We start from the raw sequence: 15,412 nt of genomic DNA on the forward strand, positions 1-15,412 counted from the left end.
GCATAGGAAATTCGCATGCTGCGGCGTGCCGTCAGCACCCCCGTCGGTACGCGAGCAGGGCGTCAGTAGACAAAGGAGGCTGATCCCACAATGTCGGCACCCACATCCGAATCCGAAGGCCGCCGGTTCCGCGCCTACACGGCACGGCACCTGGAGGAACTGTTGACCCGTGCGGGTCTGTCGCCTGAGCAGCGACTGCGCGCCCGGGCCGTGGCCACGGTGCTGCCGTTTCGCACCAACGACTACGTCATCGACGAGCTGATCGACTGGGACGCGGCTCCCGACGACCCGATCTACCGGCTGGTCTTCCCGCAGGAGGACATGCTGCCCGCCGAGGACGTCAGCAAGCTGGCCAAGCTGCTGGACGCCGACCCGAAGGGGCCCGAGCTCAAGGCCGAGGTCTTCGCGATCCGCCGCCGCCTCAACCCGCACCCGGCCGGACAGCTGGACCTCAACAAGCCGAAGCTCGGCGAGGCGGACATCCCGGGGATGCAGCACAAGTACCCCGAGACCGTCCTGTTCTTCCCGCAGCAGGGCCAGACCTGCCACGCCTACTGCACCTACTGCTTCCGGTGGGCCCAGTTCGTCGGCGAGTCCGACCTGAAGATGGCCTCCAACGACATCGACGCGCTGGTCGGGTACATCAAGGCGCACCCGGAGATCACCAGCGTGCTGATCACCGGCGGCGACGCCATGATCATGGGTGCCCCGGTGCTGCGCCGCTACATCGAGCCGCTGATCCAGCTGGAGCAGCTGGAGTCGATCCGGATGGGCACCAAGGCACTGGCCTACTGGCCGCAGCGGTTCGTGACCGACCCCGACGCCGACGACACGCTGCGGCTGTTCGAGGAGGTCTGCGAGAGCGGCAAGAACCTGGCCTTCCAGGCGCACTTCTCGCACACCCGGGAACTGGCGCCGACGATGCTGCACGACGCGGTCAAGCGGATCCGCGACACCGGCGCCGTCATCCGCACCCAGGCGCCGCTGATCAAGTCCATCAACGACGACCCGCAGGTGTGGTCGGACATGTGGCGCAAGCACCACACGATGGGGATGGTGCCGTACTACATGTTCGTCGAGCGCGACACCGGACCGCAGGAGTACTTCGCGGTGCCGCTGGCGCGCGCGTACGACATCTTCCAGGAAGCGTATTCGCAGGTGTCGGGGCTGTGCCGCACCGTGCGCGGACCGTCCATGTCGGCCGATCCGGGCAAGGTCGCCGTTGACGGCGTCGTCGAGATCAACGGCACCCGGGTGTTCGTGCTGCACATGATCCAGGCCCGCGACCCGAAGCTGGTCGGCAAGCCGTTCTTCGCGCACTACGACCCCGACGCGGTGTGGCTGAACGACCTCAAACCCGCCTTCGCCGAACGGTTCCCGTTCCAGTAGCGATCGCAAGTCCACAATGGCGGTCCCGGTTACCCCGGGGCCGCCGTTTCTACGCCCACGGGAGTAACCCGATCGCCTCTCGTCGTGTGACGACGACCGGACGGATCTCGGCGAGGCTGGCGGGTATGACAACCGCACCCGTCCGCACTCTCCCGAAACCGTTGCGCCGCGGCCTGTTGACGCTGCACGTCATCACCTCGGTCGGCTGGCTGGGCATCAGCTTGGGCAACATCGCGCTGGCCCTGACGGTGTACAACACCTCGGATCCGGCGTTGCAGCACTCGATCTACCGGGTGCTGGAGATCGTCGGCAATATCGTGATCCTGCCGATCAGCCTGACCGCCTTCGCCACCGGAGTGGTGCTGTCGGTGGGCACCCACTGGGGACTGCTGCGGCACAAGTGGGTGCTGATCAAGCTGGTCCTGACACTGGGGACCGTGCTGATGACGTACCTGTCGCTGGTGCCCGGCCTGCGCGAGAGCGCCGCCATAGTGGACGCCACCGCGCCGGACCGGCTCGCCGACATCGACGGTTCGGGATTGCTGTCCGCCGCGTTCGTGTCCAGTTCGATCTACACGTTCAACGTCGTGCTGTCGACGTTCAAACCCTGGGGGCGGACACGATGGGGCCGACGGGCCGCCGAGCAGGCACGGACCCGGGTCGCGGCGCGGGTCTGAGGTCGGCAGCGGAAGATTTCTCGGCGACGTTGTCAACCTTCCTCGGTCCTCGGGACGTCAGTCTTACCGAAACCCTTAATAACCCGAGGAGAACCGCCTTCATGCGCAGACGCACCCTCTTCACCGGGCTGGCCGCCGTGGGCGCCGCCGGTACCGCCGCCGCCGTGTTCGGCCGCTCGGCGCTGGCCGACAGCGAGGCCGCCGCGGCGAAGGCGAACTACCAGGTGGCCATCACCGAACAGGTGTCCAACAAGGTCATGATCTTCGCGCGCAACAGCAAGTGGGACAACGCGCACATGCTGCGCAGCTTCCGTCCCGGCGGGGGCGGCGGCTGGTCGAATCTGTCCGATGTGAAGTTCCGGGAGACCCACAAGTACAACAACATCGGCCTGTTCACGTGTTCGGGTGGCAATGTCGGCGTCTGGAACCTCAAGTCCGAACGGCACCAGGAGTTCAACGACGTCCTGTGGTGGGCGACGCCGGGAGGCAACCCGCACGCCATCGAACGCATCCCGCACAACGGTTCGGTGGTGACGGCCAGTTCCAAGGGCTACATCAGCGTCTACGGACCCAAGAGCGCGGTGATGAGTTCGCTGGGCAAGAAAGCCGTCCAGACCTTCGGACTGCCCGGCGCGCACGGGGTGCTGTGGGACGAGGTCAGCAATCTCCTGTGGGCTGTCGGCGACAAGACGGTGCGCTCCTACAAGGTCACCGGCTCCGGACGCGGTACCCGGCTGCGGGAGGCCGGAGCGCGGATCAAGCTGCCCGGACTGGGCCACGATCTGCAGGCCGACCACAGCAACAAGGGCCGCCTGCTGGTCACCGACACCAAGGGCGTCTACGAGATCACCAAGTCCAATCGGGGCATCCGGGAGATTCGCCAGGCCGATCACGTCAAGTCCTTCTGCCGACACTCCTCGGGGGAGGCGTTCTGGACCATTCCCAACTGGCCCAAGCCTTCCAACTGGCGGACCAACACCGTCGGCTTCGACGGCGGCTACTCCCGCAAACGCGGCGGCGCCGGAATCTACAAGGCGCGGCTGTTCTACCCGAAGTACCAGTAGGACGGCACCCCACCGACCATCCGCGAGTTACCCCGTGTGGACGGTCCCGGCCTGCCAAGTTCTTATTCCGGGGCCGTCCACTTCTCGCGTCAATCGCGGGCGAGCGGCAATCGCGTTGGCGTGGCGGGGTCGGCGCTCAGCGGGACAGCTCGGCGTGGACGTGGCGCAGCCGCTCCACGTCGACGCCGTCGAGGGTGTCGAGCACCGTCACCCCGGAGCGGGGCGGGATCGGGACTTCGCTGGGGACCGCCAGTACCGGGCTGCCCGCGGCGTGGGCGCTGGCCACTCCGGTGGGGGAATCCTCGATGGCCAGGCAGTCGGCGGGGCTGAGCCGCAGCGTCTTCATCGCGGTCAGGTAGGGCTCGGGATCGGGTTTGTTGTGGGTGACCTCGTCGCCCACGACGGTGGCGTCGAAGTGGTGGGCGCCGATAGTCTCGATGATGACGTCGACGAGTTCGCGGCCGGTGGCCGTCACCAGCGCGGTGGCCAGGCCGCGCGAGCGGACCTCGTGCAGCAGTTCCTGGGCGCCGGGGCGCCACACCACACCGTCGGCGAAGATCTCCTTCATCCGGCCGATCAGCCAGGCGGCGCTGTCGTCGATGCCGGAGAACGGCAGCCCGAAGGCGGTGTGCACCACCTCCATGGACTCGCGCTGGTCCATGCCCACCAGCTGGAGCCGCAGCGAGTTGGTCAGCTCGCCGCCCAGCCGCTGGCACAGTTCGCGCAGGCCCACGGCCCACAGCTTCTCGGAGTCCATGAGCGTGCCGTCCATGTCGAACAGGACGGCCGACAGTTCACCGTTGGGCATCTGCCACCACTGCCTTTCAAGCCTGGGCCGGAACTAGCAGCCTAAAGACCCTCGACGGCGAGAAGTGAACAGTCTGCCGAACAGTGCGCTACTTCTCTACTTCGCTTCGGCTTCGCCTCACTTGGCGTTGAAGTACGACGCCTCCGGGTGGTGGACGACGATCGCGTCGGTGGACTGTTCGGGGGTGAGCTGGAACTCCTCGGTCAGTTCGACGCCGATGCGGTCCGGCCGCAGGATCGCCACCGTCTTGGCGCGGTCCTCCAGGTCGGGGCAGGCGGCGTAGCCGAAGGAGTAGCGGCACCCGTGGTAGTCCACTTTGAGCATGCCGTCGAGATCGTTCGGGTCGAAGTCGGCCACCGACTTGCCGTCCGGACGGGTCCACTCGGCGCGCATCCGCTTGTGCCAGTACTCGGCCAGCGCCTCGGTCAGCTGGACCGACAGGCCGTGTACCTCCAGGTAGTCGCGGTAAGCGTGCTGCGCGAACAGTTTCGCGGTGTAGTCGCTGGCGGCGCTGCCGATCGTCACCAGCTGCATGCCGATGACGTCCAGTTCGCCGGACTCCTTGGGACGGAAGAAGTCCGCGATGCACAGGCGGCGTTCCCGGCGCTGGCGCGGGAAGGCGAAGCGGGCGCGTTCGCTGTGGCCGTTCTCGTCCAGCACCACCAGGGTGTTGCCCTCGGAGTAGCACGGGAAGTAGCCGTAGACGACCGACGGGTCCAGGACCTTGTCGGTGGCCAGCCGGTCCATCCAGTACCGCAGCCGGGGACGGCCCTCGGTCTCGACGAGCTCCTCATAGGAGGGGCCGTCCTTGCCGCGCGAGGGCTTCAGGCCCCACTGGCCCAGGAAGGTGGCGCGTTCGTCGAGCATGGCCGCGTAGTCGGCGGTGGGGACGCCCTTGATGACCCGGGTGCCGAAGAACGGCGGCCGGGGCACCGGGTTGTCGGTGGCGACGTCGGAACGCACCGAGTCGTCGTCAAGGGAGGGACCGGACTCGGCCTTGACGGCCGCGTGCCGGGCGCGCCGTTCGCGGCGTTGCGCGATCTTGGCCTCGCGTTCCTCGTCGACCACCGCCACGCCGGTACGGCGCGCGGTCATGACGCGTTCCATCAGCGACAGGCCCTCGAAGGCGTCCTTGGCGTAGTGGACCTCGCCCTCGGCGAACATCTCGCGCAGGTCGTCCTCGACGTAGGAGCGGGTCAGCGCCGCGCCTCCCAGCAGCACCGGCCAGCGGCCCGCGACGCCGCGCGACATCATCTCGGCGAGGTTCTCCTTCATGATGACGGTGCTCTTGACCAGCAGACCAGACATGCCGATGGCGTCGGCGTTGTGCTGTTCGGCGGCGTCGACGATCGCGTTGATCGGCTGTTTGATGCCGATGTTGACGACGCTGTATCCGTTGTTGGACAGGATGATGTCGACCAGGTTCTTGCCGATGTCGTGCACGTCGCCCTTGACGGTGGCCAGCACGATCGTGCCCTTGCCCTCGGAGTCGGCCTTCTCCATGTGCGGTTCCAGGTAGGCCACGGCGGTCTTCATGACCTCGGCGGACTGGAGCACGAACGGCAGCTGCATCTGGCCGGAGCCGAACAGTTCGCCGACGGTCTTCATGCCGTTGAGCAGGGTGTCGTTGACGATGTCCAGCGCGGAGCGCTCGACGAGGGCGGCGTCGAGGTCGGCCTCCAGGCCGTTGCGCTCGCCGTCGATGACGCGCCGTTCCAGCCGTTCGTTGAGCGGCAGCGCCGCCAGTTCCTCGGCGCGGGACGCGCGGGCCGAGGCCATGTCGACGCCCTCGAACAGCTCGATGAAGCGCTGCAACGGGTCGTAGCCCTCGCGGCGCCGGTCGTAGACCATGTCGAGGGCGACCTGACGGTGCTCCTCCTCGATCTTCGACATCGGCAGGATCTTGGAGGCGTGGACGATGGCGCTGGTCAGTCCGGCCTCGACGCACTCGTGCAGGAACACCGAGTTGAGCACCTGCCGGGAGGCCGGGTTGAGGCCGAAGGACACATTGGAGATACCCAGGGTGAAGTTGATGCCGGGGTAGCGTTCGGCGATGCCGCGGATCGCGTCGATGGTCTCGATGCCGTCGCGGCGGGTCTCCTCCTGGCCGGTGGAGATCGGGAAGGTCAGGGCGTCGACGAAGATGTCGGACACTCGCATGCCCCAGTTGTCCACCAGGTCGTCGATGGTGCGCGCGGCGATCTCGATCTTGCGGTCGGCAGTGCGGGCCTGGCCCTCCTCGTCGATGCACATGACCACGACGGCGGCGCCGTGCTCGACGATCGCGGGCATCGCCTTGGCGTAGCGGGAGTTGGGGCCGTCGCCGTCCTCGAAGTTCACCGAGTTGACGATGCAGCGGCCGCCCAGCGACTCCAGTCCGGCCTCGATGACGCCCGGTTCGGTGGAGTCCAGCATGATCGGCAGCGTGGACGCGGTGGCGAACCGTCCGGCCAGCTCCCGCATGTCGTCGCGGCCGTCGCGGCCGACGTAGTCGACGCACAGGTCCAGAAGGTGAGAACCGGCGCGGGCCTGGTCGCGGGCGATGTCGACGCACTTGTCCCAGTCGGCGGCCAGCATCGCCTCGCGGAAAGCCTTGGAGCCGTTGGCGTTGGTGCGTTCACCGACGTTGAGGATGCTGGCGTCCTGCTTGAACGGGACGTGGTGGTAGACCGAGGAGACGCCGGGTTCGTCGGCGATGGTGCGGCGCACCGGTTCGCGCTGGCCGACCCGCTCGTAGACCTGGCGGATGTGCTCGGGCGTGGTGCCGCAGCAGCCGCCCACCAGCGCCACCCCGAACTCCTGCGCGAACTCGTCGATGGCCTCGGTGAACTTGGGCGGCGTCATCGGGAAGATCGCGCCGTTGGGGCCAAGCTCCGGCAGCCCGGCGTTGGGCATCACCGACAGCGGGATGCGGGAGTACTGCGACAGGTACCGCAGGTGCTCGCTCATCTCGGCGGGGCCGGTGGAGCAGTTGAGCCCGATCAGGTCCACCTTCAGCGCGGCCAGCGCCGTCAGGGCGGCACCGATCTCGCTGCCGACCAGCATGGTGCCGGTGGTCTCCACGGCCACCGAGGCGATGATCGGCACCTGGATGCCTTCGGCCTTCATGGCGCGCTGGGCACCGACGATCGCGGCCTTGGTCTGCAACAGGTCCTGCGAGGTCTCGACGATCAGCGCGTCGGCGCCGCCGAGGATCAGTCCGGCGGCGTTCTCCAGGTAGGCGTCGCGCAGCACCGCGTACGGAGCGTGGCCGAGGGTGGGCAGCTTGGTGCCGGGGCCGATGGAGCCCAGCACGAACCGGGGGCGGTCGGGGGTGGAGTGGCCGGAGGCGACCTCCTTGGCCAGTTCGGCGCTGCGCTGCGACAGCTCCCGGATCCGGTCGGCGATGTCGTACTCGCCGAGGTTGGTCATGTTGGAGCCGAAGCTGTTGGTCTCGACCATGTCGGCCCCGGCGGCGAAGTACGCGTCGTGAATGTCACGCACCACGTCCGGGCGTGACACGTTGAGAATCTCGTTACAGCCTTCGAGACCCTCGAAGTCGTCGATCTCGAGCTGGGCATCCTGCAACATGGTGCCCATGGCCCCGTCGGCGACGAGGATGCGGTGCTTGAGGGCGCTCAGGAACGGATTCTCAGACATGTCCCCCAGCCTAGGCGGTATGGGGTGCGTCCGGAAACAGCATGTTCGCGTGATTTTCGATCCGGCGCGCGGCCCGAGCCGTCCGTGAAAGCGATGTGGGCAGCACGTACCCTTGCCGGGTGACACCTACTGACGGACTTCCGGACCTGCGTTCGCCGGTGCTCGTCGCCGCGTTCACCGGCTGGAATGACGCGGCCGACGCCGCGAGCCACGTCATCGCGCACCTCAGCGAACAATGGCAGGCCGAGCACACGGCCACCATCGACCCCGATCCGTACTACGACTTCCAGATGGCGCGCCCGTCGGTCAAGGTGACCGCCGAGGGCGTGGAGCGGGTCGACTGGCCGTACACCGGTTTCTCGGTGGCCTCGCCCACCGACGCCGACCGCGACGTCGTGCTGCTGACCGGTGCCGAGCCGAGCATGCACTGGCGCGGTTTCTGCGCCGAGGTCGCCGAGATCTGTCACAGTCTCGGCGTCGAGCAGGTGATCCTGCTGGGGTCGCTGATGGCCGACGTCGGTTACACCCGGCCGCTGCCGGTCTCGGGCACCACCAACGATCCGGCGCTGGCCAAACGCATGAAGATGGACCCGGTGGACTACGAGGGTCCCGCGGGCATCATCGCGGTGTTGCAGGCGACCTTCCAGGAGGCCGGGGTCCCGGTCACGTCCTGCTGGGTGCACGTGCCGCACTACGCGGCCACCTCGCCGTGCCCGAAGGCGACGCTGGGGCTGTTGCACCGGGTGGAGGAGCTGCTGGACCTGCCGGTGCCCGCCGGTGGCCTGGTCGAGCAGACCGCGCAGTGGGAGAACGACGTCACCCAGCTGGTCGAGGCCGACAGCGACATCGCCGACTACATCAGCTCGCTGGACGAGCCGCAGGCTGGCGACGAGCCGTCCGGCGACGACATCGCCAAGGACTTCGAGCGCTACCTGCGTAGACGCGGCCCGCACACCGACGACAACTGACGTCAGGGCACGGGCCGCGCGACGAATCTCAGCCGTTGGCGAAGTTCCAGCGGTGCCGGGCCAGCCGGGGCGGGGTCTCGGCGGGCGCCATCTTGTGGACGAAGCCCGAACGGGCGGCGGCGAAACCGGAACGGTCGTCGAAGAAGTCCTTGGCCATCTCCGACAGTTCGGCGGCCTCGTAGTAGGCGGGCGGATGGGTTCCGCTGAGCACCTTGAGTTTCGCGTCCAGGGCCTGGCCGTGCCAGTGCGGGTCCGCGTAGGACTGCGCCATGCCGGTGAGCCAGGAGGCGAAGGACTCGGGTTCGCGGGGGCCGACCGCGTCGGCCAGGCCGATGGCGGCCGCCTCGGTGGCGTCGACGGGCAGCTTCTCGGTGAGCAACCGGGCCGCGGTGGCGTGCCCGACCCGCCTCGGCAGCGTGTAGGTGTGCAGTTCGGAGCCGTACAGGCCCATGTCGTAGTACGGGTTGAGGACGACGCCGTCGCGCACCACCACCACGTCGCAGGACAGGCCGAACATGACGCCACCGGCACCCGCGTTGGCGGTGAACCCGGCGATGGTCAGCTTGTCGGTGCACGACACCAGGGCCTTGCACAGCGCGTTGATGGCGTTGATGTTCTCCCACGCCTCCAGTGCCGGGTCGGGGGCCGCCGCGATGACGTTGAGGTGGATGCCGTTGGAGAAGAACCGTTCGGTGCCGCGCACCACCAGCACCCGGGTGTCGTCGGCGAGGGCCTCGTCCAGGGCGGTCTTCATCCGATGGCAGGCGCGGGTCGACATGGCGCCGTTGTAGGCGCGCAGGGTGAGGATGCCGACGTCGCCGTCGCGGTCGTAGACCGTCTCGCGCAGTTCGGCGGGCGGTTCGAGCTCGGGGATGACGTCGTCGCCGAACACGTACCCGGCCGGGAGCTTGATGCCGTTGCCGTGCGCGTCGAGTGGACGTTTGACCTGTCCGATCCACACGTCGGCGTCACCGGCGGCCACCGCGATCGCGTCGCCGGACCGGCCGACGATGGTGCCGGGGGTGGCACTGTGGGTGCGCGGTTCGCCGACGGCGGCGTCGTAGACCTGCACCGTGGTGCCCTCGATCTCGGACCGCACACCGGGTGCGGAGTCGGCGGCGTGGACGCGACGCACGATCTCGGCCGCCGAGCGGGTCCATTCGAAGACCCGGTCGGCGCGGCGCAGCTGCGGCCGGGTGCTGGCCGAGGCGACCGGCCGGGACATGGTCTCCTGCGACATCGGCTGGTACTGCGGATCGGCGGCCTTGTCGACGACCTCGGCGATGCACGACAGCGCCGCGTCGGCGACCGGGCCGTTGTACAGCTCGGCCTTGGCGACCGGCTCGTCGGGCATCGGGAAGATCCGGCTGGCCCACACGGGTCCGGCGTCCATCTCCTCCACCGCCGACAGCGCCGTGACGCCCCACTGGCGTTCCCGGTCCATGATCGCGTAGTCCAGTGAGGACGGTCCGCGGTCGCCGACCGGTCCGGGATGGATGATGACCGTCGGCCATTTCTGCCACACCTGCGCGGGCACACGGTGTTTGAGGAACGGACACAGGATGAGATCGGGGGCGGCGGCGTGGATCATGGCGGTGAGGGCGTCAGGACTGTCGTAGGCCGGCGCGAGCTCCACGGTGACTTCATGGCCCCGGGCGCGCAGCATGCACCAGGCCCGCTGCGACAACCCGTTGAACGCGGAAACGAGGAGGAGGATATTCACTTAAGATTTCTCCAAAGTAGGGGGTCAGCGTCGCGACCCGAGCCGCGACTCGACCGAGACCCTACCGTGACCTATCCAATGTCGTCGCACTGGTTGTGCGCTGCCGAAACACCGCCCGTAACAGCGTGACTCCGAGCAGGCTCTCCACTGTGTCACGAACCAGCGCCGGCGCGTGAGCGTCGTGGTGGGCGCCGGTGAGACTGGCCGCGGCCCACTCGTCGACGGCCCGCAGCGCCCCCGGGGTGTCCAGGTCGTCGGACAGCCGTTCCCGCACCCGCTGCGCGGTGGTGGTGCCGGACGCGCCCGAGGACATGCCCATCGCCTCGCGCCAGCGCGCCAGCCGGTCGGCGGCCGCGGCGTGCAGCTCGGCGGTCCAGGGCCGGTCCTCGCGGTAGTGCCCGTCCAGCAGCGCCAGCCGGATCACGGCCGGGTCGACGCCGTCGGCGCGCAGCCGGGACACGAACACCAGGTTGCCGCGGCTCTTGGACATCTTCTCGCCGTCCAGGCCGATCATGCCCGCGTGCACGTAGTGCTTCGCGAACGGCACCGCCTTGGTGGCGGCCTCGGCGTGCGCGGCCGAGAACTCGTGGTGCGGGAAGATCAGGTCGTTGCCGCCGCCGTTGACGTCGATGCGGTCGCCCAGGTGGGCCAGGGCGATGGCGGCGCACTCGATGTGCCAGCCGGGTCGGCCACGGCCCAGCCGCGACTCCCAGGACGGCTCGCCCTCGCGTTCGCCGCGCCACAGCAGCGCGTCCAGCGGGTCGCGTTTGCCGGAGCGGTCGGGGTCGCCGCCGCGTTCGCCGAAGAACCGCAGCATGGTGTCGCGGTCGTAGTGGGACTCGGATCCGAAGCCCTCGGTGGCGGTGACCGGGAAGTAGACGTCGCCGGTGCCGTCGTCGACGGTGTAGGCGGCCCCGGCGTCGACCAGCCGCTCCACCAGCGCGGCGATGGTCGGCATCGACTCGACCGCGCCGACGTAGGCCTTGGGTGGGATTATGGACAGTGCCTCCATGTCCTCGCGGAACAGCGCGGTCTCGCGCATGCCCAGCACCACCCAGTCCTCACCGTCGCGTTCGGCCCGTTCGAAGAGCGGTTCGTCCACATCGGTGACATTTTGGACATAGGCGACATCGTGACCGTTGTCGCGCCATACCCGGTTGATCACGTCGAAGGTGACCATCGTCGCCGCGTGCCCCAGGTGGGTGGCGTCGTACGGGGTGATGCCGCAGACGTACATGCGGGCGCCGTCGGGGTGCGGTTCGGTGGCGTGGACGGCCTGCCGCGCGGTGTCGTACAGCCGCAGCGGCACCGCCTGGCCGCCGAGCCGCTTGAGGTCGGGTGCCTGCCAAGATTCCATGCCCTCGAGAGTAGACGCGTAGCCCGACTCCATCGATGGGAACGAATAGTGGGATGGCTCTCAGGGGGTCAGGCGGCGCCGGTGCTGGATATGGCGCCGGTCCCCAGCAGGATCATGATGAGCACGCCCAGCCCGATGCGGTACCACACGAACACCGCGATGGAGTGTCCCGCGACGAACTTCAGCAGCCACGCCACCGAGGCGTAGGCGACACCGAAACTGACCACGGTGCCCACCACGATCGGCGCGACGCCGATGTCGCTCTTGAACACCTCGTCGAACTCGTAGATGCCGCCGCCGACCAGGGCGGGGATGCCCAGGAAGAACGACAGCCTCGTCGCGGTCACCCGGTCGAGGTCGCGCAGCAGACCGGCCGAGATGGTGGCGCCGGAGCGCGAGACGCCGGGGATCAGCGCGACGCACTGCGCCAGACCGATGATCACGGTGTCCTTGAGCTTCAGCTGTTTCTCGCTGCGCTGGTGGGTGGCCGCGTACTCGGCGAACCACATCACGCCGCTCCACAGGATCAGCGCGATGGCCACCACCCACAGGCTGCGCAGCGGGCCCTTGATGATGTCCTTGCCCAGCACGCCGACGATGACGATCGGGATCGATCCGGCGATGATGTACCAGCCGAACTTGTAGTCGAAGTCCTGGCGGGCCCTGGCGTTGAACAGGCCCCGGAAGAACGCGGCCGTGATTCTGACGATGTCCTTGAAGAAGTAGACGAGGACTGCCGCGATGGCGCCGGACTGGATCACCACCGAGTAGGCGGTGATCGCCGGGTCGTTGACCTTGAGCCCCATCAGGCCCTCGGCGATGGTCAGGTGCCCGGTCGAGGAGACCGGGAGGAATTCGGTGAGCCCTTCGACGATGCCGAGGACGACGGCCTGCCACAGTTCCATCTAAAGCACCAACCTGACGGATCCGGCTGCCCTCAAGCAAAGCGATCGCACACGTACCTCCGACTCCACGGCCATTCGGACAAGTCGCACCAGATTAACGGTCACTGGCCTAGGGATGCAGCGGGCGGGTAGTTTCGGATCTCGTGGAGCAACGACCTTTGGGACTGTCCGGCCTCGAAGTGTCCAGACTGGCGCTGGGCACCATGACGTGGGGCACCGGCAGCGACTTCGACGCCGAGGACGCGGCGGCCCAGTTGACGTCCTTCGTCGAGGCCGGAGGCAATCTCGTCGACACCGCCGACGTCTACGGTCAGGGTGCCTCCGAAACGGTGCTGGGCGAGTTCCTGGACAAGGTCGTGCCGCGCGGTGACGTCCACATCGCCACCAAGGCGGGGGTGGTGGCCGGTGGTGAGCGTAACCGCAACACTTCGCGCGGTCACCTGTTGCGGAGTCTGGACGCGTCGCTGGCGCGGCTGGGCACCGACTATGTCGACCTGTGGCAGTTGCACGTCAACGATCCCGACACCCCGTTGGAGGAGACGCTGGCCACCCTGGACTACGCGGTGACCACCGGACGGGTGCGGTATGTCGGGGTCTCCAACCACACCGGCTGGCAGACGGCGCGGGCGGCGGCCTGGCAGCGGGCCTGGCCGGGACGATCGCCCATTGTGGCCTCTCAGGTGGAGTATTCGCTGGTGCAGCGGGGTGTGGAGCGCGAGGTGCTTCCGGCCTGTCTGGCGATGGACATCGGGGTGCTGGCCTGGTCGCCCTTGGGGCGCGGGGTGCTGACCGGCAAGTACCGTTTCGGTCGGCCCTCGGATTCGCGGGCCTCGTCGCCGCAGTGGAGCCGGTTCGTTTCGGCCTATTTGGACGATCGCAGTGCCGGGATCGTGGAGGCGGTCGCCACGGCAGCCGAGGGCCTGGGGGTGTCGCCGCTGGATGTGGCGCTGTCGTGGGTGCGCGACCAGCCCGGAGTGTCCGCCGCCGTGGTGGGTGCCCGCAATGCCGCCCAGTTGCGGTCCTGCCTGGCGGCGGAGGCTTTGTATCTGCCGCCGGAGATCCGGCTGGCACTGTCGGACGTCTCGGCTCCGGTCATCGGTTATCCGGAACGTCACTAGACGGATACCGGACACTCCGCACTCTGACCTTGACTTTCACATTGGGCCTCATTAGGTTCTGTGACATACGTTACCCGTCGGTAATGTACCGGTGATCTAGGAGCCCTCGTTATGCCCAGCCCGAACCTGCGTCGTATCCTCGCCGTTTCCACCGTCGCCGCCGCGGCGGTGGCGCTACTGTCCACTCCGGCCCATGCCGTCGACACCTCGCGCTATGTGGCCCTTGGTGACTCGTTCACCTCCGGACCACTGAACACGCTCCCGGTCGGGGAACCGATCGGGTGCTTCCGCTCCGGTAAGAACTATCCGTCCGTTGTGTCCGAACAACTCGACGTCGCCGAGTTCACCGACGTCAGTTGCGGCGGCGCGACCACCGAACACATGCTGAACCCGCAGAACACCCCCATCGGCACCAACAACCCGCAACTCGACGCGCTGTCGGCCGACACCACCTTGGTGACGCTCGGCATCGGCGGCAACGACATCGGCTTCGGCTTCGGCGAGATCATCCTCGCCTGCGTCAGCGGCGGCGCCCTCGATCCGTTCGGGACCCCGTGTCAGGACAAGTACGTCAACGACGGCAAGGACGAACTGCGCGAACGCATCGCCGCGACCCGGTCGAAGGTCGACGCCGTCCTGGACCAGATCGCCACCCGCTCCCCCGAGGCCACCGTGGTCGTCGTGGGCTATCCGGCGGTCCTCCCCGCGGAGAAGGGCTGCTGGCCCAAGGTGACGATCGCCAAGAAGGACGTGCCCTATCTGGACAGTGTCCAGCAGGACCTCAACGCCATGCTCGGCGAGGCCGCGTCGGCGGCGGGCGCCCTGTACGCGGTGAACTACGAGCGCGGTCACGACGTCTGCTCGGACCGCTCCGACCGCTGGGTGGAGGGCATCATCCCCACCAAACCAGCCGCTCCGGTGCACCCCAACGCCGACGGCTCGGCCGCGATGGCCGGTCCGGTCATCGACCTCGTCGGTGACGGCGTCACCTCTCCGGCGGCGTAACACCTACATCCGCCCGGCGGCCTCGGTTCTGCCGGGGCCGCTCAACGCGTCCAGTCCGGCGGCGCGACCGGTGGCCGCCAGCAGGATGTCGCCGACCGGGCCGCGCACCTCGGGGCCCTCACCGGCCGACCAGTCGGCGTCGGTGGCGACGAACCGCAGGCCCTTGAATCGTTTCCGAGAACCGTAGAAGACGCTGCCCCACACGTGTTCCAGCGCCGGGACGACCCGGTGGACCGGCATCGGGCGGTGGTGGCCCAGCGGCCGGGTGATGTCCTGGCCGTGGACCAGGATGTCCACCAGCGGGTCGAGTTTCCCGGCCAGGGCGAGGCGGCGGTCGGCCGCGGCGGTCTCGCGCAGCTGCGCCAGCAGTTCGGCCCGGCTGTAGGTCGCGGCCCGGGTGTCGGCCAGTTCGGCCTCGACCCGGTCGAAGTCGCCGCGCGCCTTGACCACGTGCCACAGCGTCGGCAGCACCTTGGTGCGGTTGGACAGCGTGAGGTGGGCCAGCATCTGGTGCACGTTCCAGGCCGGGCACAGCGTCGTGGTGCGCCACTGGCTGTCGTCCAGGGTCTCCAGGTAGTCGGCCAGGTCGAGCCGTTCGGCGGCCAGGTCGGCGAGCATGGCAACCTTCTTGCCGGTGATGGTCGGGGTGTGGGTGGCGGTCATGTCGTCCTCCGGTGGTTTTTCGTCTGTCACCCATGCGTCGAACGGCCGCGACGGATTTCGACACCTCGGCGGGAAAATTCTGTTGAGCCGCGTCCG

12 protein-coding genes are annotated in these 15,412 nt (G+C 68.2%); 6 read left to right on the forward strand and 6 right to left on the reverse strand.

Annotated features, from left to right (window positions below; all coding sequences use genetic code 11):
• Positions 1 to 90 precede the first annotated feature (90 nt).
• The 3 genes from SNAS_RS22190 to SNAS_RS22200 all read left to right on the forward strand — a co-directional run bounded on the left by SNAS_RS22190 (position 91) and on the right by SNAS_RS22200 (position 3,130).
• Positions 91 to 1,389 (forward strand): KamA family radical SAM protein, encoded by a 1,299-nt coding sequence (locus tag SNAS_RS22190; protein ID WP_013019711.1) that lies wholly within the window; start codon positions 91 to 93, stop codon positions 1,387 to 1,389.
• A gap of 125 nt (positions 1,390 to 1,514) precedes the next feature.
• Positions 1,515 to 2,066: a hypothetical protein gene (locus SNAS_RS22195; protein WP_013019712.1), complete on the forward strand. Its 552-nt coding sequence runs from the start codon at positions 1,515 to 1,517 to the stop codon at positions 2,064 to 2,066.
• 101 nt (positions 2,067 to 2,167) lie between these two features.
• Positions 2,168 to 3,130: a DUF6528 family protein gene (locus SNAS_RS22200; RefSeq protein WP_013019713.1), complete on the forward strand. Its 963-nt coding sequence runs from the start codon at positions 2,168 to 2,170 to the stop codon at positions 3,128 to 3,130.
• A gap of 136 nt (positions 3,131 to 3,266) precedes the next feature.
• On the opposite strand, the gene SNAS_RS22205 is transcribed toward SNAS_RS22200, so the two are convergent.
• Positions 3,267 to 3,938, reverse strand: coding sequence for an HAD family hydrolase (locus tag SNAS_RS22205; protein WP_013019714.1), 672 nt, complete (start codon positions 3,936 to 3,938; stop codon positions 3,267 to 3,269).
• A 117-nt stretch (positions 3,939 to 4,055) separates the two neighbouring features.
• Positions 4,056 to 7,577 (reverse strand): methionine synthase, encoded by a 3,522-nt coding sequence (gene metH / locus SNAS_RS22210; protein WP_013019715.1) that lies wholly within the window; start codon positions 7,575 to 7,577, stop codon positions 4,056 to 4,058.
• A gap of 119 nt (positions 7,578 to 7,696) precedes the next feature.
• Here metH and SNAS_RS22215 point away from each other — a divergent pair, with 119 nt between their 5' ends.
• Complete coding sequence (locus SNAS_RS22215; RefSeq protein WP_013019716.1) at positions 7,697 to 8,545, forward strand: PAC2 family protein; 849 nt, start codon at positions 7,697 to 7,699, stop codon at positions 8,543 to 8,545.
• 28 nt (positions 8,546 to 8,573) lie between these two features.
• On the opposite strand, the gene SNAS_RS22220 is transcribed toward SNAS_RS22215, so the two are convergent.
• From SNAS_RS22220 to SNAS_RS22230, 3 genes are all read right to left on the reverse strand, one after another.
• Positions 8,574 to 10,268, reverse strand: a complete 1,695-nt coding sequence (locus tag SNAS_RS22220; protein ID WP_013019717.1) for a hydrogenase maturation protein — start codon at positions 10,266 to 10,268, stop codon at positions 8,574 to 8,576.
• A 61-nt stretch (positions 10,269 to 10,329) separates the two neighbouring features.
• Positions 10,330 to 11,625 (reverse strand): cysteine--1-D-myo-inosityl 2-amino-2-deoxy-alpha-D-glucopyranoside ligase, encoded by a 1,296-nt coding sequence (mshC, locus tag SNAS_RS22225; RefSeq protein ID WP_013019718.1) that lies wholly within the window; start codon positions 11,623 to 11,625, stop codon positions 10,330 to 10,332.
• Between the two features lie 68 nt (positions 11,626 to 11,693).
• A complete protein-coding gene (locus tag SNAS_RS22230) occupies positions 11,694 to 12,530 on the reverse strand; it encodes an undecaprenyl-diphosphate phosphatase (RefSeq protein WP_013019719.1) in 837 nt (278 codons plus the stop codon).
• Positions 12,531 to 12,673: 143 nt separating this feature from the next.
• Between SNAS_RS22230 and SNAS_RS22235 the strand changes: the two genes are divergently transcribed.
• Both SNAS_RS22235 and SNAS_RS22240 read left to right on the forward strand, forming a co-directional pair.
• Positions 12,674 to 13,648: an aldo/keto reductase gene (locus SNAS_RS22235; RefSeq protein WP_041625115.1), complete on the forward strand. Its 975-nt coding sequence runs from the start codon at positions 12,674 to 12,676 to the stop codon at positions 13,646 to 13,648.
• Positions 13,649 to 13,759: 111 nt separating this feature from the next.
• Complete coding sequence (locus tag SNAS_RS22240) at positions 13,760 to 14,653, forward strand: SGNH/GDSL hydrolase family protein (RefSeq protein ID WP_013019721.1); 894 nt, start codon at positions 13,760 to 13,762, stop codon at positions 14,651 to 14,653.
• Between the two features lie 3 nt (positions 14,654 to 14,656).
• Here the strand turns inward: SNAS_RS22240 and SNAS_RS22245 are convergent, their stop codons facing one another.
• The gene (locus SNAS_RS22245; protein WP_013019722.1) at positions 14,657 to 15,316 is read right to left on the reverse strand and encodes a maleylpyruvate isomerase family mycothiol-dependent enzyme; all 660 of its coding nucleotides are present in this window, start codon (positions 15,314 to 15,316) and stop codon (positions 14,657 to 14,659) included.
• Between the last annotated feature and the right edge of the window lie 96 nt (positions 15,317 to 15,412).

Origin of the sequence: Stackebrandtia nassauensis DSM 44728 (genome assembly GCF_000024545.1) — a bacterium.
In the GTDB taxonomy this organism is placed as follows: domain Bacteria; phylum Actinomycetota; class Actinomycetes; order Mycobacteriales; family Micromonosporaceae; genus Stackebrandtia; species Stackebrandtia nassauensis.

Bases quoted from the DNA above. Each gene is read 5' to 3' on its own strand.
- SNAS_RS22190 (WP_013019711.1), top strand. From the start codon at position 91: ATGTCGGCACCCACATCCGAATCCGAAGGCCGCCGGTTCCGCGCCTAC.
- SNAS_RS22195 (WP_013019712.1), top strand. From the start codon at position 1,515: ATGACAACCGCACCCGTCCGCACTCTCCCGAAACCGTTGCGCCGCGGC.
- SNAS_RS22200 (WP_013019713.1), top strand. From the start codon at position 2,168: ATGCGCAGACGCACCCTCTTCACCGGGCTGGCCGCCGTGGGCGCCGCC.
- SNAS_RS22205 (WP_013019714.1), bottom strand. From the start codon at position 3,938: ATGCCCAACGGTGAACTGTCGGCCGTCCTGTTCGACATGGACGGCACG.
- metH (WP_013019715.1), bottom strand. From the start codon at position 7,577: ATGTCTGAGAATCCGTTCCTGAGCGCCCTCAAGCACCGCATCCTCGTC.
- mshC (WP_013019718.1), bottom strand. From the start codon at position 11,625: ATGGAATCTTGGCAGGCACCCGACCTCAAGCGGCTCGGCGGCCAGGCG.
- SNAS_RS22230 (WP_013019719.1), bottom strand. From the start codon at position 12,530: ATGGAACTGTGGCAGGCCGTCGTCCTCGGCATCGTCGAAGGGCTCACC.
- SNAS_RS22240 (WP_013019721.1), top strand. From the start codon at position 13,760: ATGCCCAGCCCGAACCTGCGTCGTATCCTCGCCGTTTCCACCGTCGCC.
- SNAS_RS22245 (WP_013019722.1), bottom strand. From the start codon at position 15,316: ATGACCGCCACCCACACCCCGACCATCACCGGCAAGAAGGTTGCCATG.